The following is a 19,981-nucleotide window of genomic DNA, read 5'->3' on the forward strand; positions in this document are numbered from 1 at the left end:
AAGAAGCGGTGGAACCCGTAGGACCGCGTGGCTACTTCAGCGCTCCCGCCGTCAGCCCCGCGACGACCTGACGCTGGAAGATGATGTACGCGGCGAGCACCGGCAGCATCGCCATCACCAGCCCGGCGAAAAGCCCGGAGTAGTCGCCCTTGTATCCCTGGCTGACCGCCAACTGCACCAGACCCTGCGAGAGCACCTTTTTGTCCGGGTCGGTGTTGAGCACCGTCGGCAGCATGTACTGGTTCCACTGGCCGAGGAAGTTGAAGATGCCCACGCTGATCAGACCCGGCTTGGCCATCGGCAGCATGATCTGGAAGAAGGTCCTGGTGTGCGAGGCGCCGTCGATGATCGCCGCCTCCGCCACCGAGGAGGGCAGCGTCCTGAAGAAGGACGACAGGAAGAACACCGTGAACGGCAGTGAATAGGCGATATACACCAGGATCAGACCGTGCGTGGTGTTCAGCAGCCCCATGTTGTTCATGACGAAGAACAGCGGGACCAGCGCCAGGATGATCGGGAAGCTCATTCCTCCGATGAAGAGGAAGTAGATGAAGCGGTTCCCGGGGAAGTCGAAGCGCGCCAGGACGTACGCGGCCATCGAGCCGAGCACCAGCGTGCCGATCAGCGAACCACCCACCACCACAAGGGTGTTGAAGAAGTAGTCGCTCATATGCGCCTGGGTCCAGGCCCGCGACCAGTTCTCGAAGTGGAGCTTGTCCGGCAGCGACCAGGGCGAGTTGAAGATGGAGCTGTCGTCCTTGAAGGAGGACATCACCGCCCACAGCAGCGGCAGGACGACCAGCAGCGCCCAGATGACCAGCACACCGTGCGAGAAGACGTTGAGGACGGTGCCCTCGCGCTTCTCCTTCACGGGTGGGACGTTCACCTTGGTCACCGGCGGCCGGTCCTGAGGCTCCTCGGGCAGCGCGGCCGGAGGTGTGTCAGTGGTCTTCATCAGAACTCCAGCCGCTCGCGCCGGCCCAGCTTCGTCACGACTGCCGCGAAGGACAGCGTCACCACGAGCAGAGCGACACCGATCGTTGTGGCATAACCGGCCTGGGCGTCCCTGAAGGCCGTTTGGTAGACGTACAGCGGCAGGATGGTGGTCGAGTAGTCGGGTCCGCCACCGCCCGGCCCGATGGTCATGATCTGCACGACCGCGAACGCCTCGGCGCCGAGCGCCAGGATGCCCATATAGATCCAGCCCGCCTGCACGGTGTCCCAGAGCAGCGGAAGCGTGATCTTGAAGAAGGTCGTGAACCGGTCGGCGCCGTCCAGCAGCGCCGCCTCGTAGTAGTCCTTGGGAATGGAGGCCATTCCGGCGGAGAACAGGACGACGAAGAAGCCGACCGTGCTCCAGATCAGGACCGCCATCACGCACCACAGCGCGAGATCCGGGTCACCCAGCCAGAGCGGCTGGATGTTGTCCAGGCCCACCGCGGAGAGCGCCGCGTTGATGGCGCCGCTCTCCGGGTTGTAGGCGAACTGGAAAAGCAGGGCGACGATCGCGATGGAGAGCACCTGCGGGAAGAAATACGCGATTTTGTAGAAACCAGAACCGCGTACACCCGTGATCGCCGCGCCTTTCCGCTGCCGCCCGCCGACATTGATCATGAAGGCGAGGAACAGCGCGAGGGCGAGCGTCACCAGCGGCAGCAACAGCACGAACAGCACGCTGTGCTGCAACGACTTCCAGAAGACGTCGTCCTCGAACATCTTCTTGTAGTTGTCGAAGCCCACCATCTTGAAGTCGGAACTCAGCCCTGTCCAGTCCGTGAACGAGTAGTAGATGGACTGGATGAACGGCCATATGACGAAGACCGCGTACAACGCCAAGGGGGTGATCAGAAACCCCACGATGAACCGGTATTTACCGTGCTGCATTGATCCGACCCCGATCTGTGTGCGGATGCCGCCGCTGGTGACGCCTACTCACTGGTGCTTGTAGTGCTTGATGGACTGGTCCTTCGCGGCGGCATCCGCGTAACCCTGGATCTTCTTGATGGTCTCGGCTGGGGTGGCGCGCCCGGCCATCATCTCGCCGAGGCCGGCGACGCCGATCTGCTCCTTCTGGAGCTTGACGTACCAGTCCTGCATACGCGGGTTGACGACGTTCGTGCCCGCCTTCTCCAGGGCGGCGACGGCCGACGTGAGGCCCGGGGTCAGCTCGATGCCGTCCGTGCCGCCGTTGAAGGCGGTCAGCGACTTCACCTGCGAGGTGAAGTTCTTCGACGACTCCTCGCTGAGCATGATGCGCAGCAACTCCATGCCGCCCTCGGGGTTCTTGGCCTTCTGCGGCACGATGAAGGGCTCACCGCCGGAGGCCCAGAGGGTGCCGAACGGCATCGCGTCGGAGGCGTCCATGCTGGACGGCGCGCTGACGGCGAGGTTGAAGTCGGCCGGCATGGTCTTGGCCGCCTCGTTCTCCACCCAGGAACCGTTCGGGATGAAGAGCGCCTTGCCCTGCGTCCAGGCGGTCTGCGACTGGATGTGGTCCAGACCGGGGGTGCCCTTGAGGATGTAGCCCTTCTGGACCAGCTCGTAGTACGCCTCGAAGGCCGTCTTGACCGCCGGGTCCTTCCAGGCGTTCGGCTCCAGGTTGTCGATCTTGTCCAGGACCTCGACGCCACCGATCTTGCCGATCAGCGGGTAGAGCGAGAACGGGATGTAGTACGGGTGCTTGCCCGCGTACGTCCAGCCGGCGATGCCCTGCTTCTTCGCCTTCGCGCAGAGCGCGATCATGTCGTCCCACGTCTCGGGGTACGTCGCGTCAAGGTTCTCCAGCGCCTTCTGCGAGTACCAGACGCCGTACACCGTGTAGGCGTAGTACATGATCCAGACGGGGTCGCCGTCGAACTGGCCCATCTCGACGATGCCGGGGCGCAGGGTGTCGCGGACCTTCTTGGCCGGGTCGTCGTACGACGCGGCGTCCATCAGCGCGGTGAGGTCGGTGAGCTGCTTCTTGCCCACCAGCACGCCCATGTCCATCTGCTCGGCGCCGGAGTTGTCGATCAGGTCCGGCGGGGTGCCGCCGTTGAACCTCGGCTGAAGCGTGGACTGGATCTTCTCGGTGGCCGCGTGCTTGACCTTCGGAGCCTTCGGGAAAGCCTCGTTGTACCGCTTCTCCGCGTCGATGGCGTACTGCTCGCCGAAACCACCGTTGAAGATGACGACATCGAGCTGCGCCGTCTCGTTGGCTCCGAGCGGGTTCTTCGCCGAGGTTTTGCCCTTGTCGACCTTCTCGTCGTTGCCGCTGTCGCCGCTCGCGCAGGACGCCAGGAAGCTCATCGTCGGCACTGTGATCAGACCGACTGCGGCTGAACGCTTGATCAGATCACGCCGGCCAAGGCCCTCATTGCTGTGAGCGGAGGTGGATCCCATGCTCAAGTCCTCGCCTTCTCCAGGACTCAGGCGGTGTACCGGTCGCCCGTCCTTCTCGCCTGAGGCAGAAGGGCCCCGCCACCGCGGTCAAATGAAGCTGGGTCGTACAGGATTGTGGTGCGTGTGTTGTCGTGCGCTTGCCGTGTCGCTATGTCGTGCGTGATGCGTGATTACAGCAGGGACGGCCTGAATGGATGGCGGCGGGGTGCGTCGTGACACCCAACCCTCCCCCGTCCCACGGTCCTTCGCCGTTCGAAACCTGGCGAGGCGGACGCCGACAGGTATAGTCCACTTCACCTCAACTGAGCAAGATCGAAAGCAGGTTTGGGCGGGAGTCTTTCCCGAGTTGAGACCTGGGGCGGGTTTCAGAAGCCCCGTGTGGCATCCGTACGGATCTCGCCGCATTTTCCGGTTCGCGCGGGGCGCGATATCCGGCCCATCGGCGCGCTCTCGGCGCGGGCAGTTGTGTGCCCATTCCACGAATCACTTTCGGTGGAATGGCCGGTTCTTGTCATCTCACACCGGCAACACCCTTGACACCATGCACCTCTTGTACCACTACTTAAGCCGCGCATGACTTTTGACAACGTTGTCCATCATGCTTCCGCAGGAGGAAGGCTCGGGATGCAGCGCACACCAAGACCCCGGCTCACGCAGTGCCGCAACGCCGCCCTGGTGGCTGCCGCTTCACTGCTCGTCATCACCGCACACTCGGCGGCCGTCGCCCAGCCCGCCAAGGCCGCGGCCCCCAAGGATTCGTTCGCATCCTCCTTCGAGGAGGGTGACGCACAGCCGGACTGGCGCAATACCGTCGATACCGGACCTGACGGAGCGAAACGCGCCTCGGGCGTGAGCGGCGAGTTCAACGCCGGCATCCCCGGAAATGTCACCGACCGGGTCGTGGAGCTGCGTGCCAGCGACGAGAACACGAACTCCGGGGAGGGCAAGGAGAACCTGGTCGACATCCAGTCCAGCACCAAGTGGCTGGCCTTCGAGCCGACCGCCTGGATCGAGTTCGACACGGACGCCCCCGTCAAGGTCGTCACCTACGCGCTGACGTCGGCGAACGACCACGACGAGCGCGATCCGAAGGACTGGACGCTCAAGGGATCGATGGACGGCAAGGACTGGAAGACCCTCGATACCCAAGTGGACCAGACCTTCGGCGAACGATTCCAGACAAAGTCGTACGACTTCGACAATTCAACCGCGTACGCGCACTACCGGCTGGACATCACCAAGAACAACGGGGCGGGCGACGCCACCCAGCTCGCCGACGTCCAGTTCTCCGACGGTGACACCACCACTCCGCCGCCCGCCGATATGCGCAGCCAGATCGACGGCGGCCCCGGCGGCTCCCCCACGGCCAAGTCCAACGCCGGCTTCACGGGCACGCGCGCGCTGGAGTACGCCGGTTCGCACAAGCCGGACGGCCGGGCCTACTCGTACAACAAGGTCTTCGACGTCAACACCCCCGTGCGCGCGAACACGGAGCTGTCGTACAAGATCTATCCCGCCATGACGGAGACGGATCTCAACTACCCCGCCACGAACGTCTCGGTGGACCTCGCCTTCACCGACGGCACGTACCTGAGCGATCTGAAGGCCCTCGACTCGCACGGCGGTCCGATGACCCCCCAGGGCCAGGGCGAGGCCAAGCGGCTGTACGTCAACCAGTGGAACGCCGTCGCCTCCCGGATCGGCTCGGTCGCCGCCGGCAAAACGGTGGACCGGATACTCGTGGCGTACGACTCCCCCAAGGGCCCGGCGAAGTTCCAGGGCTGGGTGGACGACATCGCGCTGGCGGTGAAGGCGCCCGAGAAGCGCCTCGCGCACCTCTCGGACTACGCGTCCACGACGCGCGGCACCAACTCCAGCGGTTCCTTCTCGCGCGGCAACACCTTCCCGGCCACGGCCGTGCCGCACGGCTTCAACTTCTGGACGCCGGTGACCGACGCGGGGTCCACGAGCTGGATCTACGAGTACTCGCGCCGTAACAACGACGACAACCTCCCCGCACTGGAGGCGCTGTCCGCGAGCCACGAGCCGAGCCCCTGGATGGGCGACCGGCAGACCTTCCAGCTCATGCCGTCGACGGCCGCCGGCACACCGGACGCGTCGCGCAAGGCGCGCGCGCTGCCGTACCGCCACGAGAACGAGATCGCCAAGCCGCACTACTACGGCGTGACGTTCGAGAACGGGCTCAAGGCGGAGATCACCCCCACGGACCACGCGGCGGCGATGCGCTTCACCTATCCCGGTGACGACGCGAGCGTCGTGCTCGACAACGTCAACAACAACGGCGGTCTGACCATCGACGCGGCGAACCGGTCCTTCACCGGTTACTCCGATGTCAGGAGCGGTGGGTCGGCGGGCGCCACGCGGCTGTTCGTGTACGGCGTCTTCGACGCGGAAGTCACCGGCAGCGGCCAACTGCCGGGCGGCGGCGGCAAGGACGTCACCGGCTACGTGAGCCTCGACGCGGGCCAGGACCGCACCGTCAACCTGCGGATCGCGACCTCGCTGATCAGCGTCGACCAGGCGAAGAAGAACCTGGCGGACGAGCTGCCGGCCGACCTCGGCTTCGAGCGCGTCAAGAAGGACGCGCAGCGCGCCTGGGACGACATCCTGGGGAAGGTGGAGGTCGAGGGCGCGAACAAGGACCAGCTCACGACGCTCTACTCCAGCCTCTACCGGCTGTACCTGTATCCCAACTCCGGCTTCGAGAACACGGGTACGAAGAAGAAGCCGCGGCAGCAGTACGCGAGTCCCTTCGTACCGAAGACGGGCACGGACTCGCCCACTCACACGGGCGCGAAGATCGTCACGGGTGAGGTGTATGTCAACAACGGCTTCTGGGACACCTATCGCACGACGTGGCCCGCGTACTCCTTCCTGACACCGGACAAGGCCGGGGAGATGGTGGACGGCTTCGTCCAGCAGTACAAGGACGGCGGCTGGATCTCCCGCTGGTCCTCCCCCGGCTACGCCGACCTGATGACCGGCACCAGTTCGGACGTGGCCTTCGCGGACGCGTACGTGAAGGGTGTCGACTTCGACGCGAAGGCGGCGTACGACGCGGCGCTGAAGAACGCGACCGTGGTGCCGCCGAGCGCGGGCGTGGGCCGCAAGGGGATGGAGACGTCGCCGTTCCTCGGCTACGCCTCCACCGAGACCCATGAGGGCCTGTCCTGGTCGCTGGAGGGCTACCTCAACGACTACGGCATCGCGAAGATGGGCGAGAAGCTCTACAAGGAGACGGGCGAGAAGCGGTACCAGGAGGAGTCCGCGTACTTCCTCAACCGCGCGCGCAGCTACGTCTCCCTCTTCGACAAGGAGGCCGGCTTCTTCCAGGGCCGCGATCTCAAGGGCGACTGGCGGGTCCCGAGCGACAAGTTCGACCCGCGGGTGTGGGGTTACGACTACACCGAGACGAACGCGTGGGGCTACTCCTTCACGGCCGCGCAGGACTCCCTCGGCCTGGCCAACCTGTACGGCGGGCGCGCCGGTCTCGGCGACAAGCTGGACGAGTACTTCGCGACGCCGGAGACCGCGGGGCCCGAGTTCGTGGGGTCCTACGGCGGCGTCATCCACGAGATGACGGAGGCGCGGGACGTCCGGATGGGCATGTACGGCCACTCGAACCAGGTCGCGCACCACGCCACGTACATGTACAACGCGGCCTCCCAGCCCTGGAAGACGCAGGAGAAGGTCCGCGAGGTGCTGGGCCGCCTCTACACCGGCAGCGAGATAGGGCAGGGTTACCACGGCGACGAGGACAACGGCGAGCAGTCGGCCTGGTACCTCTTCTCCGCGATGGGCTTCTACCCGCTGGTGATGGGCAGCGGGGAGTACGCGGTGGGCTCGCCGCTGTTCACGAAGACGACGGTGCACCTGGAGAACGGCAAGAAGCTCGTCGTCTCGGCGCCGAAGAACAGCGACAAGAACATCTACGTGCAGGGCCTGAAGGTCAACGGCAAGGCGTGGAACTCCACGGCGCTGCCGCACGACCTGCTCGCCAAGGGCGGCAAGCTGGAGTTCGACATGGGCGCGAAGCCGTCGACGTGGGGCACGGGCAAGAACGCGGCGCCGGTGTCGATCACGAAGGACGGCAAGGTGCCCTCGCCGCGCACGGACGCGCTGAGCGGCGCGGGCGCGCTGTTCGACAACTCCTCGAAGACGGTGGGGGCGTTGGAGGGCCCGGTGGACCTGCCGGTGCCGTCGGCGACGAAGGCGGTCCAGTACACGCTGACATCGTCCAAGGCGGACGCATCGCCGGGCGCCTGGGAGTTGCAGGGCTCACCGGACGGCAAGACCTGGAAGACGCTGGACAAGCGGTCGGGCCAAACCTTCGAGTGGGACCGGCAGACGCGCGCGTTCACGGTGAAGTCGCCGGGGTCGTACGCGAAGTACCGCTTGGTGACGGAGGGTCAGTCGGAGCTGGCGGAGGTGGAGTTGCTGCGGTAGCGGTAGTTCTGCTCAGAGCGACGGGCCTCGGCGGTGAACGCCGGGGCCCGTCCCTGCTGTTCAGCCTCCGCCGGGGCGGCCCTGCTCGGCGCGAGAGCCGGGGACCGGGGACGTGGCCGCGTCGTACAGGGTGAACGCCAAGCGGAGAGTGGTTGTCGGCTCGGTCGGCAGGCCGACCCGGAAGAGGTGGATCTCGTCCTCGACGATGGCCGCCAGCCGGGCACCGTCGGGCGACCAGGCGACAGCCTTCGCACCGAGGCCGGGCTGTGTGTGGTCCTTCGCCGGGCGTCGCATAATGAGTTCACGGTCAGCGACCCGGTAGATGTCCGGGGTGCACTTCCGCTCGTCGTTCCAGTCCTGCGTCGCCACGGCCAGGTACGCGCCGTCCGGGCTCGCCGCCACCGCGTCCAGCCAGTTGCCCGGCATGGGGAGGGTGTTCAGGATCCGGCCGGTGGCGGGCTCGATCACGTGCACCTGTAGTCCGTGGGCGACGAACATGCGGGTCTCGTCGGCGCTGAAGGCCACGCTCGTGACGTGACGTGAGGGTTCGTCACCGAGCAGTACCGTTCGATCGGGTGTGGACCGCCCGGAGACGAAGTCGATCCGGTCGCCGTCGCCGTACTCGACCCGGAAGCGGCCCGTGCGCGAGCGTGCGCGGCCCGGCTCCACCGGAATGTCGATCTCGGTGTCGGCGTCGAGGTCGTAGGCCCACGGAAGGAGCTCGTCGTACTCGTCCTCCTTGAGCGTGACCACATGGCGGCCGGGCACCCACATGATGTCCCGGCCCGCCGAGACGGGTGCCGCGTGGAGTCGCCGGGAGTGGTCCGCCATGTCGTGGACGGCCAGTTCGCCGTCCTCGTTGGTGACGGCGAGAAAGCGGCCGTCGTCGGAGAAGGCCAGCACCGCGACCCCGCTCTCGGAGCCGGCGAACGGAGTGAGGACGGCTTCCGGATCCGTGAGATCCGGTATGTGCGGCGCGTCCTCGGCAAGCAGCCGGTGGGTCGGGTGCGGGTAGTACCCGGTCTCCCAGCTCAGGCCGGGTGACAGATGTTCCAGCCAGCGTGGGTCGGTGACCCGCACCTCGTAGTCGCCCCGCACGAGACGGTCCTCGTCCGGCCAGCCGTCGTCCCGTTCGTGCATCCTCTCCTGGAGGGCACCGAGGTGTGCCCAGTCCTCGTCGGACGGCGGATCGTTGTGGACGGCGACGCGTTCGGCGTCTTCGACGAACCACCGGGTGTTCACGGCGAGCCAGCCGTCGTCGCTCAACTCCCGCCAGGTGCCCACTCGGCGCAGTGGACCGTTGTGGTCTTCCGCGCTCTCCCACAACAGTTGCAGAAAGAAGCCCGGGTCCGCGGGCAGTTCGGCGTGCGACCGGCGGTCGACGTGGTAATCGACCACGAAGATCCGAAACCTCACATGCCGCCGGTCGGGTTGGAGGTCGATCACGCGCACACCGTAGAAGGGGTGGATGGACAAGGCTCTCCTCCGTCGAATCCGGCGGCCGGTCGGCCGGGGCCGTCCGAACCTCGAAAGGGCCGCACCCCGCGCGCTTTCGCGCGTGAGGTGCGGCCCTCGGAAGCCTGCCATGTACCGCCCGGCGATGCCTACTTGCGGATCAGGCTGCGGAGCACGTACTGCATGATCCCGCCGTTGCGGTAGTAGTCCGCCTCGCCCGGGGTGTCGATGCGGACCACCGCGTCGAACTCGACGCCGGTGTCCGTCGTGACCTTGACCGTCGCCGGAGTCGTACCGTCGTTCAGCGCGGTGACGCCCGTGAAGGTGAACGTCTCCTCGCCCGTCAGGCCGTACGACAGGGCCGAGGCGCCTTCCGGGTACTGGAGCGGGAGCACGCCCATGCCGATCAGGTTCGAGCGGTGGATGCGCTCGTACGACTCGGCGATGACCGCCCTGACGCCCAGCAGCGCCGTGCCCTTCGCCGCCCAGTCGCGGGACGAGCCCGAGCCGTACTCCTTGCCCGCGAGGACGACCAGCGGGGTGCCGGCGGCCTGGTAGTTCTGCGAGGCGTCGTAGATGAAGGAGACCGGGGCGTCCGGCGCCGTGAAGTCGCGGGTGTAGCCGCCCTCCGTGCCCGGCGCGATCTGGTTGCGCAGGCGGATGTTGGCGAACGTGCCGCGGATCATGACTTCGTGGTTGCCGCGGCGCGAGCCGTACGAGTTGAAGTCACGGCGTCCGACGCCGTGCTCCGTCAGGTACTTGCCCGCCGGGGTGTCCGCCTTGATCGCGCCGGCCGGGGAGATGTGGTCGGTGGTGACCGAGTCGCCCAGCATGGCGAGCACGCGCGCGCCGGTGATGTCGGCGACCGGGGTCGTCTCCATCGTCATGCCCTCGAAGTACGGGGGCTTGCGTACGTAGGTGGACTGCGGGTCCCACTCGAAGGTGTTGCCGGTCGGGATCGACAGCGCCTGCCACTGGGCGTCGCCCGCGAAGACGTCCTGGTAGGACTTGTTGAACATGTCCTCGCCGATGGCGGAGGCGACGACCTCGTTGACCTCGGCCTCGGTCGGCCAGATGTCTTCCAGGTGGACGGGCTTGCCCTCCTGGTCGACGCCGATCGCGTCGCGCGTGATGTCCACCTTCATCGAGCCGGCGATCGCGTAGGCCACGACCAGCGGCGGGGACGCCAGGTAGTTCATCTTGACGTCGGGGTTGATCCGGCCCTCGAAGTTGCGGTTGCCGGAGAGCACCGCGGCGACGGCCAGGTCGTTCTCGTTGATCGCCTTGGAGATCTCCTCGTCCAGCGGGCCCGAGTTGCCGATGCAGGTCGTGCAGCCGTAACCGACCAGGTTGAAGCCGAGCTTGTCGAGGTACGGCGTGAGGTTGGCCTTGTCGAAGTAGTCCGTGACCACCTTCGAGCCCGGCGCCAGGGTCGTCTTGACCCACGGCTTGCGGGTGAGGCCCTTCTCGACGGCCTTCTTCGCGACGAGCGCGGCGGCGACCATCACGTACGGGTTCGAGGTGTTGGTGCACGAGGTGATCGCGGCGACGGTGACGGCGCCGTGGTCGATCTCGTACGTCACTCCGTCGGGCGTGGTGACCGGGGTCGGGCGGGTCGGCACGCCGTTGGAGGAGGCGGGCGAGTCGGAGGCCGGGAAGGACTCCTTGCCCGCCTCCTCGTCGTCCGTCACGTAGTTGCGCACGTCGAGCGCGAACTGCTCCTTGGCGTCGGCCAGGACGATACGGTCCTGCGGGCGCTTAGGGCCGGCGATGGACGGCACGACCGTGGCGAGGTCCAGCTCCAGCTTCTCGGAGAAGTCGGGCTCGGCGGCCGGGTCGAGCCAGAGGCCCTGCTCCTTGGCGTACGCCTCGACCAGCGCGAGCTGCTGCTCGTCGCGGCCGGTCAGCTTCAGGTACTTGATGGTCTCGGCGTCGATCGGGAAGATCGCGGCGGTCGAGCCGAACTCCGGCGACATGTTGCCGATGGTGGCGCGGTTGGCGAGCGACGTCGCGCCGACGCCCTCTCCGTAGAACTCCACGAACTTGCCGACGACGCCGTGCTTGCGCAGCATCTCGGTGATGGTGAGGACGAGGTCCGTGGCGGTGGTGCCCGGGGACAGCTCGCCGGTCAGCTTGAAGCCGACGACGCGCGGGATGAGCATCGAGACGGGCTGGCCGAGCATCGCGGCCTCGGCCTCGATGCCGCCGACGCCCCAGCCGAGCACACCGAGGCCGTTGACCATGGTGGTGTGCGAGTCGGTGCCGACGAGGGTGTCGGGGTACGCCTGGCCGTTACGGACCATGACGGTGCGGGCCAGGTGCTCGATGTTGACCTGGTGGACGATGCCGGTGCCGGGCGGGACGACCTTGAACTCGTCGAACGCGGTCTGGCCCCAGCGCAGGAACTGGTAACGCTCCTTGTTGCGGCCGTACTCCAGCTCCACGTTCTGCGCGAAGGACTCCGGCGTACCGAACTTGTCGGCGATGACGGAGTGGTCGATGACCAGCTCGGCCGGGGCCAGCGGGTTGATCTTCGCGGCGTCGCCGCCGAGTTCCTTCACGGCCTCACGCATGGTGGCGAGGTCCACCACGCACGGCACGCCGGTGAAGTCCTGCATGATCACGCGGGCCGGGGTGAACTGGATCTCCTGGCTCGGCTGCGCCTGGGAGTCCCACCCACCGATGGACCGGATGTGGTCGGCGGTGATGTTCGCGCCGTCCTCGGTGCGGAGCAGGTTCTCCAGCAGCACCTTCAGGCTGTAAGGGAGGCGCGCTGAGCCCTCGACCTTGTCCAGCCGGAAGATCTCGTACGACTCGTCGCCCACGCGCAGTGTGCTGCGGGCGTCGAAGCTGTTCGCCGACACGACAGTCTCCTTCATGAATGTGCGCGTACTACCGCGCCGCGACGCATGTGCGGCTGACGCCGCGCGGTGCCGCCAACGGGCTGCTCGCCGATCCGCTAAGGTAAGGCTTAGTTAGGCTCGCCTTACTGCCTGGCGGCTGCGGTACGCCTTCGGCAGATATCTCGATGTCGAGATAACTCTAGTACATGACCGCTGCGAGGTCATGCGCGGGCGGCATGTTGAGCTGTGTCATCGATCGCCGAGTTACGTGGCGACCGCATCCGGTCCTGCCGGTCCTGGAGGACGGCGAAGGCCGTGAACGTGACGGGGAGGGTTACGGCCGCGGCGACCAGGATGCCGACGACGACGGGCGCGAGGACGCCGGCGTAGTACGCCGCGAAGAAGTTCCCCGTGGCCTGTTCGAGGAGCGCTCGCACGACGGGCCGCAGCGGCAGGGCGAGTTGCACCACCAGCCGCAGCACTCCGGCGCTCAGCGCGGCCAGCGGGAGCGCGAGGACGAGGACGCGGGCCGCCCCGGCGCGCGTCCATGTCAGTGACCAGGAACGGCGGAGCGCGGCGCGGGGGCCGAGGCCGGCGGCCGCGGCCGCCGGGGCGAGGGCCAGCGCGAGGCGCAGCAGCACGGCGCCGAACGCGGCCACCACCGGGGAGACCTCGACCAGCGTGTGGGGCCACGTTCCGCGTTGAAGAGGCTGTTCGGCGGTGTCGAGGTGGAGGCCGGTGAGGCGGCCCGCCACGAAGGCGACGAGCAGCGGCGGGGACCCTACGACCAGGCCGCGCAGCGCGTACACGGCGAGCACCGATCGCCGCCGCGCGCGGGCCATGGCAGGTGACCGGTCCGCCTCCGAAGGCTCGCGGGACCCAGCGGCGACCGCCCGCGAGCACACGGTCTGCAGGGCGGCGCTGCCGACGCCGACGAGCAGCAGGAAGAACGGGAGCGCGCAGAGGGCGGCCAGCGCCAGGCCGGCGCTGTCGTGCGGATAGGGGTCCTCGACGTGGTGGTACCAGACGCGTTCGTTCCGCATACGGGTGAAGACGGGCCAGGCGAGCGCGAATGTCGCGGCCGTCATCAGCAGCCCGGCCAGGCCGGACAGGCCGACGATGCGTACCGTCGCACCTGCCAGAGCGCCCCGGTGCCGCCGCAGCACGGCGAACGTCGTTGCGGCCGGGCCGCGTTGCGGGATCCCGCTCGTCGGTCGCACCGTGCGGTCGTGCTGTGGGCGCATGGGTTCGGGCCTTCTGTACTGTACGTTCCGGTTCCCGGAGAGGACGCCGGACGGACCGCGCGCGGTTCTCCGGGGGTGCCCGTCCCCTGGCGGCGGTGCACGGGGGCGCGGGTGAGCGGGTGAGCGGGTGAGCGGTCAGCCGGTCCGCGGCGACCACAGCGCGGCTATCCGTGCCGCGCCGCCCCGTTCGAGCCAGGTGGCGAAGTCCAGCAGGCCGGGGTGGCGGCCGCGCAGGGACGCGATGTCCGCCTGCCAGATGCCGCGTCGGGTGGCGAAGGTCCTGGCCGCGTCGGCGGTCAGGCCGAGTGCGTCCGTGGGGACTTGGCGGTAGCGCACCTCGCGGCCGATGCTGTGGGCGATCATCTCGACCGTGCGCTCGGGGGTGAGTTCGTCTCCGGCCAGTTCGAGCGCCTGGCCGAGATAGTCGCGCGGCCGGGCGAACGCCAGCGCAGCGAAGGCGCCGATGTCGGTCGTGGCGATGAGCTGGACGGGCGCGTCGGGCGCGAAGAGATGGATCAGGACTCCGTCCACGATGCCGCCGACGGGGAGTCCGGGGATGGTGTGGTTCTCCATGAAGCGGACGGGGCGCAGGACGGTCGCCGGCAGACCGCTCGCGCGCAGGTGGCCCTCGATCCGCCACTTGCTCTCCCAGTAGGGGATACCGGTCCCCCGCTCGGCGCCGCCGACCGAGGCGAACACGAAGTGCGCGACGCCGGCCGAGGCGGCGGCGTCCACCAGGGCGCGGCCCCGCCGGATCTCGCGCTCGGCGTCGAGGTCGTCGGGCGTGACCCCGAAGACGCCGTGGACGCCCTCGACCGCGGCGGCCAGGGAGTCCGGGTCGTCCAGGTCTCCCGTACGCAGTTCGGCGCCGGCCGCCGCCAGTGCTTTCGCGGCGGGGGCGGAGGGGTCGCGTACGAGGGCGCGCACCGGGCGGCCCGCGGCGAGGAGATGGGTGACGGTGGCCCCGCCCTGTTGTCCGGTCGCGCCGGTCACGAGGATCGTGGGGTCGGGTGTACGTATGGCGGCGCTCATGGTCGTCCTTGCTCGTCGTTAAGATGAGACTGTCTCGGGAAAGCCTCCCGAAAATATATTGAGACTGTCTCGACTTAGCAAGGAGGTCGGTCGCCCATGAGCAGCGCCGGACGAGACGGAACCGTCGGGTCCGCCGGGCCCCCGCCTCGCCGCCGGATGCGCGCCGACGCGCGCCGTAACTACGAACGGCTGCTCACCGAGGCGGGCGCGGCCTTCGCCGAGCACGGCGCCGGCGCGTCGCTGGAGGACATCGCCCGCCGCGCGGGCGTCGCGAACGGCACGCTGTACGCCCATTTCCCCACCCGCCAGGCCCTGTTGGAGGCGCTGATGGGTGACCGTATGCGCGCGCTCGCCGGGACGGCGCACGAACTGATGGACCATCAATCACCGCACGAGGCCCTGCTGTTGTGGGCGCGCGCGGCGATGGCGCACACGAACGCCTACCGGGATCTCGCCATCTCGCTGATGCGCGCGCTGGAGGACGAGACGTCCGAGCTGTACGCGGCCTGCCGGTCGGTGCTCGACGCGGGCGAGCAGTTGCTCGGGCGGGCGCAACAGGCCGGTGTCGCACGCGAGGACGCCACGGCCTCGGACCTCTACGCCCTGATCAACGCGGTCGCGTGGGCCGGTGAGCAGACGTCGACGGCGCAGGCGGAGCGGCTGTTGTCGTTCGCGATGGAGGGGCTGCGGCCGACGCGGTGAGCGTGCTGCGGCGCCTCGGCGTACGCGGCGGTCAGCGTGCGGGCACCGGGAGCGTGCGGCCGTGGTCCGTGCCTTCGACGGCGTTCACATACACGCGTGCGACCTCCGCCACCGGGGTGCCCGGCGCCGGGTCCATGCCCAAAGCCGCCAGCGTCTCGCGTACCCAACCGGGGCTCACCACGTTCAGCCGTACACCGCGCGGCATTTCGAGCGCCGCCGCGTGCACGAACGCCTCCAGCCCGGCGTTGACCAGATGGCCGAGCGAGCTGCCCGCGACGGGCTGCGCGAAGTGGCCGCTCGTGAGGGTGAGGGAGCCGCCGTCGCGTACCTGGGCGAGTGCCCGGCGTACGAGGTCGACCTGGCCGATCAGTTTGCCGTCGAGGCCGGTCCAGTAGCCGTCGCGGGAGTCGGCGTCGGCGTCTGCGTCTGCGTCGGGCGGTGCGGTCAGCGGGGTCAGCGGGGTCAGCGCGCCGCTCGCCGCGCAGCACACGATCGCGTCCACCGGGCCGGCCGTCCGGAGCAGTGCGTCGACCGATGCCGGGTCGGTCAGATCGACGCGCGGCGGGCCACCACGGCGTGACGCCCGCAGCACCTCGTACGTCGCGTCCCGCGCGGCCAGCGCGTCGGCGACCGCGCCCCCGATGGTGCCCGTGGCACCGATCACCAGAATTCTCATGCCGCCATGCTGCGTCGGACCGGCCGCCGTACCCATCCCTCCGCCGAGACCACCCCTGACAGGTACAGGCAGGACGGGCGCCGCGCCCCGATACTGGAGCGTATGGAGACACACGCGGACCTGGGCGAATTCCTGCGCTCACGACGGGCCCTGCTCCGGCCCGAGGACGCCGGGCTGCCCACGTACGGAGGCAGCCGCCGCCGGGTGCCGGGGCTGCGCCGCGAGGAGTTGGCGCAGCTCGCCGGGGTGAGTGCGGGCTATTACACGCGACTTGAGCAGGGCCAGAGCCCCAACGCGTCGGACTCCGTGCTCGACGCCGTCGCCCGCGTGCTGCGCCTGGACGAGGACGAGCGGGCCCATCTGTACTCGCTGGCCCGCCCGCGCCCCGCGCCCCCGCGCCGGGACTCGGAGCCCGAGCGGGTGCGTCCCGGCGTACGGACGATGATCCGGTCGTTCGGCGACGTACCCGCCCTGGTGCTCGGGCGCTTCGGCGACATCCTCGACTGGAATCCGGCGGCGCACGCGCTGCTCGCCGGGCATCTCGACATCGGCTCGCCGGACCGGCCGGACGACCGTCCCAACATCGCCCGTCTGCTGTTCCTCGACCCGCACACGCGCGAGCTGTACGGCGACTGGACGCGTAAGGCCCGCGCCACCGTCGCCGATCTGCGCCTGATCGCCGGCCGCTTCCCCGACGACCCCGGTCTGACCGGGCTCGTCGGGGAACTGACCGTCGCCAGCCCGGAGTTCGCCGAGCTGTGGGCCGCGCACTCGGTCGGTGACTGCGGCACCGACACGCGTACGTACCATCACCCGGGCGTCGGCACGATGACGCTCATGGTCGAATTCATGACCCTGCCGAACGACGCGGGCCAGCGCGTGGCCGTGTACGGCGCCGAGCCGGGCTCCCCGTCCGATACGGCGCTCCGGCTCCTCGGCGCGACGTCCGGCGCCGCCGCTTCCGCCGCCGCTTCCGCTACTTCCGTTTGAGGACGCGGTACTTGACGTGGGTGGCGCCGGGGGTGTCCACCACGCGGATCGGTTCGAGATCGTGCGGGCCCGTCTGGAGGCTGTCGAAAAGCCGTAGCCCCGCGCCGAGCAGCACGGGGATCACATGCACCTGGAGTTCGTCCACGAGGCCGGCCTTCAGATACTGCTGGAAGGTGCCGGCGCCGCCGGCGATGTCGACGTTACGGCCGCCGGAGACGGCCTTGGCCTGGTCGAGCGCGTTGTGGATGCCGTCGGTGACGAACGTGAAGCTGGTGCCGCCCTCCTTGACGAGGGTGGGGCGCGGCCGGTGGGTGAGGACGAAGACCGGGGCGCGGAACGGGGGGTTGTCGCCCCAGTGTTCCTCCCCGGAGTCGAACATGAGCCGCCCCATGACCACGGCACCGGTCGCCTCGAACCACTCGCGCATGAGGTCGGAGTCCCGGTCGGCCTCGCCGCCCGCTTGGCCCATGCGCTCGCGCCAGCTCGACTGGGCGTGGATCCAGCCGCCGATACGTTCGGCGCCCTGGCCCGCCGGGTTGGCGGCGCTGTGGTCGGTGCCGGCGATGTAGCCGTCCAGCGACATGACCATGTCGGCGCTGACGTTGACCGTCATGAGGGTGCTCCTTCGACGTTCGTGTGTGCTGTGCGCGGTTGCTCTGTCGTCAAGGGCGTCGATCAGAGGGATTCGGGTGAATCCGACGTCAGGACGGCGAGTGCGCGGTCGAGTCGCGCCGCTCTGACCTCCGGGGTACGGGCGGTCATCAGCCTCAGCAGCACGCGGTAGCGGGCCGACCTGTCCAGTTGTTCGAAAGCCTCCCGCGCCCGGCTGTCGCCCGCCAGCGCGGCGGTCAGGTCGGACGGCACGGCCGCGTTCTTCTGCGACGCGTACGCCGCGTCCCAACGGCCGTCCGCCTGCGCCGCCCGGACCTGCGCGAGGCCCGGTTCGCGCATCCGACCCGCCTCGGTCAGCGTCTCGATCCGTCCGACGTTGACCTTGGACCAGATGCTCCTCGGCCGGCGCGGTGTGAATCTCTGGAGGTAGTGGTCCGCGTCGTAGGACCTGGCCTGGCCGTCGATCCAGCCGAAGCAGAGGGCGGCTTCGACAGCTTCCACGTAACCGACCGACGCCTGACGGCAGTTCTTCTTGCCGATCTTCAGCCAGGCCCCGGACCGCTGGGTGTCGTGGTGGTCCGCCAGCCATGCCTCCAACTCGGCACCGTCCGCGAACGCGAGGACTTCAATTCCGTCGATCGATTCCATTCGGCAACGCTAGCCACGCTCTAGGACAGAGCGTGTCCTAGATGAGGGGCGGTACGAACCGGCGGTACGAACCGGCGGTACGGCCCCGTCCGGCCGTACCCCGCTCGCCGCATACCGTGAGCCGGGCCAGGATGGAGGACGAGGTGCGTGTGCGCGCCGGCCCCACCGGCGCTCGCGGGTGTGCCACGAATGGCGCACCCCAACCTCCCCGCCATCTCACATATGAGATAACTTGGCGCCATGGCAGACGACTACCTCGTACGCATCGGCAAGCTCATCCGTGACGCCCGCCAGCACAGGGGCTGGACTCAGACGCAGCTTGCGGAGGCGCTGGCCACCAGCCAGAGCGCCGTGAATCGTATCGAACGCGGCAACCAGAACATCAGCCTTGAGATGATCGCGCGCATCGGTGAGGCGCTCGACAGTGAGATCGTGTCGCTCGGTTACTCCGGGCCTATGCATCTTCGGGTGGTCGGCGGACGCCGGCTCTCCGGCTCCATCGACGTCAAGACGAGCAAGAACGCGTGCGTGGCGCTGCTCTGCGGCTCGCTGCTGAACAAGGGACGCACGGTCCTGCGGCGGGTGGCGCGTATCGAGGAGGTCTACCGGCTCCTCGAAGTGCTCAACTCCATCGGTGTACGCACCCGTTGGATCAACGACGGCATGGATCTGGAGATCGTGCCGCCGGCGGAGCTGGACATGGCCGCCATGGACGCGGACGCCGCCCGCCGTACCCGCTCGATCATCATGTTCCTCGGCCCGCTGCTGCACCGCATGGACAACTTCCGGCTGCCGTACGCGGGCGGCTGCGACCTCGGTACGCGCACGATCGAGCCGCACATGATCGCGCTGCGCCGCTTCGGCCTGGACATCACGGCGACCGAGGGGCTGTACCACGCGGTGGTCGACCGCTCGACCTCACCGGACCGGCCCATCGTGCTGACCGAACGCGGCGACACGGTCACGGAGAACGCGCTGCTGGCCGCCGCCCGGCACGACGGCGTCACCGTCATCCGTAACGCGTCGTCGAACTACATGGTCCAGGACCTGTGCTTCTTCCTGGACGCGCTCGGGGTACGGGTCGACGGCGTCGGCACCACCACGCTCACCGTGCACGGCGTGCCGAGCATCGACACCGATGTGGACTACTCCCCCTCCGAGGACCCGGTCGAGGCGATGAGCCTGATCGCCGCCGCCGTGGTCACCGAGTCGGAGCTGACGATCCGCCGGGTGCCGATCGAGTTCCTGGAGATCGAACTCGCGGTGCTGGAGGAGATGGGCCTGGACCACGACCGTACGCCCGAATACCCGGCGGACAACGGCCGTACGCGGCTGGTGGACCTGACCGTACGGCCCTCGAAGCTGGAGTCGCCGATCGACAAGATCCACCCGATGCCCTTCCCGGGCCTCAACATCGACAATGTGCCGTTCTTCGCGGCGATCGCCGCCGTCGCGCAGGGCACGACCCTGATCCACGACTGGGTCTACGACAACCGCGCCATCTACCTGACGGACCTCAACCGCCTCGGCGGCCGGCTCCAACTCCTCGACCCGCACCGGGTCCTGGTGGAGGGCCCGACCCGCTGGCGCGCGGCGGAGATGATGTGCCCGCCGGCGCTGCGCCCCGCCGTGGTGGTGCTGCTGGCGATGATGGCGGCGGACGGCACGTCGGTGCTGCGCAACGTGTATGTGATCAACCGCGGTTACGAGGACCTGGCGGAGCGGCTGAACTCGGTGGGCGCGCAGATCGAGATCTTCCGCGACATCTGAACCGGCGACGCCGTCGACACCCCGTCTGACCTGCTGTTTAGCGGGTCATGGCGGGGTGCGACGCGTCTCTGGGACTTCTCTGGGACTGTGGGCCCTCGACGGGCCGTCGGGCGGGCCACCGGTGGGTCGCCGGGCACTCGGCGAGTTGAGCGAGGAGCTTC

General features: G+C 68.4%; 14 protein-coding genes. 4 read left to right on the forward strand and 10 right to left on the reverse strand.

The window, feature by feature from the left end; all coding sequences use genetic code 11:
• Positions 1-31: 31 nt before the first annotated feature.
• From OG329_RS07610 to ngcE, 3 genes are read right to left on the reverse strand one after another with little or no spacing between them, the layout of a single operon-like run.
• The gene (locus OG329_RS07610; protein WP_405793570.1) at positions 32-955 is read right to left on the reverse strand and encodes a carbohydrate ABC transporter permease; all 924 of its coding nucleotides are present in this window, start codon (positions 953-955) and stop codon (positions 32-34) included.
• On the reverse strand, positions 955-1,884 hold the full coding sequence (locus OG329_RS07615) for a carbohydrate ABC transporter permease (RefSeq protein ID WP_405793571.1): 930 nt from the start codon (positions 1,882-1,884) through the stop codon (positions 955-957). The genes OG329_RS07610 and OG329_RS07615 overlap by 1 nt, the downstream gene beginning before the upstream one ends.
• 48 nt (positions 1,885-1,932) lie before the next feature.
• The gene (ngcE, locus tag OG329_RS07620) at positions 1,933-3,381 is read right to left on the reverse strand and encodes an N-acetylglucosamine/diacetylchitobiose ABC transporter substrate-binding protein (RefSeq protein WP_405793572.1); all 1,449 of its coding nucleotides are present in this window, start codon (positions 3,379-3,381) and stop codon (positions 1,933-1,935) included.
• Between the two features lie 624 nt (positions 3,382-4,005).
• Between ngcE and OG329_RS07625 the strand changes: the two genes are divergently transcribed.
• A complete protein-coding gene (locus OG329_RS07625) occupies positions 4,006-7,848 on the forward strand; it encodes a GH92 family glycosyl hydrolase (protein WP_405793573.1) in 3,843 nt (1,280 codons plus the stop codon).
• 60 nt (positions 7,849-7,908) lie between these two features.
• Here the strand turns inward: OG329_RS07625 and OG329_RS07630 are convergent, their stop codons facing one another.
• From OG329_RS07630 to OG329_RS07645, 4 genes are all read right to left on the reverse strand, one after another.
• Positions 7,909-9,294 (reverse strand): WD40 repeat domain-containing protein, encoded by a 1,386-nt coding sequence (locus OG329_RS07630; RefSeq protein WP_405793574.1) that lies wholly within the window; start codon positions 9,292-9,294, stop codon positions 7,909-7,911.
• Positions 9,295-9,452: 158 nt separating this feature from the next.
• Entirely contained in the window at positions 9,453-12,167 is a 2,715-nt protein-coding gene (gene acnA / locus OG329_RS07635; RefSeq protein ID WP_405793575.1) for an aconitate hydratase AcnA, read from the reverse strand.
• Positions 12,168-12,367: 200 nt separating this feature from the next.
• Entirely contained in the window at positions 12,368-13,390 is a 1,023-nt protein-coding gene (locus OG329_RS07640; RefSeq protein WP_405793577.1) for a hypothetical protein, read from the reverse strand.
• A 135-nt stretch (positions 13,391-13,525) separates the two neighbouring features.
• The gene (locus tag OG329_RS07645; protein ID WP_405793578.1) at positions 13,526-14,422 is read right to left on the reverse strand and encodes an NmrA/HSCARG family protein; all 897 of its coding nucleotides are present in this window, start codon (positions 14,420-14,422) and stop codon (positions 13,526-13,528) included.
• A 96-nt stretch (positions 14,423-14,518) separates the two neighbouring features.
• Here OG329_RS07645 and OG329_RS07650 point away from each other — a divergent pair, with 96 nt between their 5' ends.
• Complete coding sequence (locus OG329_RS07650; protein ID WP_405793579.1) at positions 14,519-15,124, forward strand: TetR/AcrR family transcriptional regulator; 606 nt, start codon at positions 14,519-14,521, stop codon at positions 15,122-15,124.
• A 31-nt stretch (positions 15,125-15,155) separates the two neighbouring features.
• On the opposite strand, the gene OG329_RS07655 is transcribed toward OG329_RS07650, so the two are convergent.
• The gene (locus tag OG329_RS07655; protein ID WP_405793581.1) at positions 15,156-15,800 is read right to left on the reverse strand and encodes a short chain dehydrogenase; all 645 of its coding nucleotides are present in this window, start codon (positions 15,798-15,800) and stop codon (positions 15,156-15,158) included.
• 102 nt (positions 15,801-15,902) lie between these two features.
• Here OG329_RS07655 and OG329_RS07660 point away from each other — a divergent pair, with 102 nt between their 5' ends.
• Complete coding sequence (locus tag OG329_RS07660) at positions 15,903-16,790, forward strand: helix-turn-helix transcriptional regulator (RefSeq protein WP_405793582.1); 888 nt, start codon at positions 15,903-15,905, stop codon at positions 16,788-16,790.
• Here OG329_RS07660 and OG329_RS07665 read toward each other — a convergent pair.
• Both OG329_RS07665 and OG329_RS07670 read right to left on the reverse strand, forming a co-directional pair.
• Positions 16,777-17,403 (reverse strand): dihydrofolate reductase family protein, encoded by a 627-nt coding sequence (locus OG329_RS07665; protein ID WP_405793583.1) that lies wholly within the window; start codon positions 17,401-17,403, stop codon positions 16,777-16,779. The genes OG329_RS07660 and OG329_RS07665 overlap by 14 nt on opposite strands.
• Before the next feature lie 62 nt (positions 17,404-17,465).
• Entirely contained in the window at positions 17,466-18,050 is a 585-nt protein-coding gene (locus tag OG329_RS07670; protein WP_405793585.1) for a YdeI family protein, read from the reverse strand.
• 240 nt (positions 18,051-18,290) lie between these two features.
• Here OG329_RS07670 and OG329_RS07675 point away from each other — a divergent pair, with 240 nt between their 5' ends.
• The gene (locus tag OG329_RS07675; protein ID WP_405793586.1) at positions 18,291-19,820 is read left to right on the forward strand and encodes a helix-turn-helix domain-containing protein; all 1,530 of its coding nucleotides are present in this window, start codon (positions 18,291-18,293) and stop codon (positions 19,818-19,820) included.
• The last annotated feature ends 161 nt before the right edge of the window (positions 19,821-19,981 follow it).

Origin of the sequence: Streptomyces sp. NBC_01506 (assembly GCF_045040295.1) — a bacterium.
Taxonomy (GTDB): domain Bacteria; phylum Actinomycetota; class Actinomycetes; order Streptomycetales; family Streptomycetaceae; genus Streptomyces.

Bases quoted from the DNA above. Each gene is read 5' to 3' on its own strand.
- OG329_RS07610 (WP_405793570.1), bottom strand. From the start codon at position 955: ATGAAGACCACTGACACACCTCCGGCCGCGCTGCCCGAGGAGCCTCAG.
- OG329_RS07615 (WP_405793571.1), bottom strand. From the start codon at position 1,884: ATGCAGCACGGTAAATACCGGTTCATCGTGGGGTTTCTGATCACCCCC.
- ngcE (WP_405793572.1), bottom strand. From the start codon at position 3,381: ATGGGATCCACCTCCGCTCACAGCAATGAGGGCCTTGGCCGGCGTGAT.
- OG329_RS07625 (WP_405793573.1), top strand. From the start codon at position 4,006: ATGCAGCGCACACCAAGACCCCGGCTCACGCAGTGCCGCAACGCCGCC.
- OG329_RS07640 (WP_405793577.1), bottom strand. From the start codon at position 13,390: ATGCGCCCACAGCACGACCGCACGGTGCGACCGACGAGCGGGATCCCG.
- OG329_RS07645 (WP_405793578.1), bottom strand. From the start codon at position 14,422: ATGAGCGCCGCCATACGTACACCCGACCCCACGATCCTCGTGACCGGC.
- OG329_RS07650 (WP_405793579.1), top strand. From the start codon at position 14,519: ATGAGCAGCGCCGGACGAGACGGAACCGTCGGGTCCGCCGGGCCCCCG.
- OG329_RS07655 (WP_405793581.1), bottom strand. From the start codon at position 15,800: ATGAGAATTCTGGTGATCGGTGCCACGGGCACCATCGGGGGCGCGGTC.
- OG329_RS07660 (WP_405793582.1), top strand. From the start codon at position 15,903: ATGGAGACACACGCGGACCTGGGCGAATTCCTGCGCTCACGACGGGCC.
- OG329_RS07665 (WP_405793583.1), bottom strand. From the start codon at position 17,403: ATGACGGTCAACGTCAGCGCCGACATGGTCATGTCGCTGGACGGCTAC.
- OG329_RS07670 (WP_405793585.1), bottom strand. From the start codon at position 18,050: ATGGAATCGATCGACGGAATTGAAGTCCTCGCGTTCGCGGACGGTGCC.
- OG329_RS07675 (WP_405793586.1), top strand. From the start codon at position 18,291: ATGGCAGACGACTACCTCGTACGCATCGGCAAGCTCATCCGTGACGCC.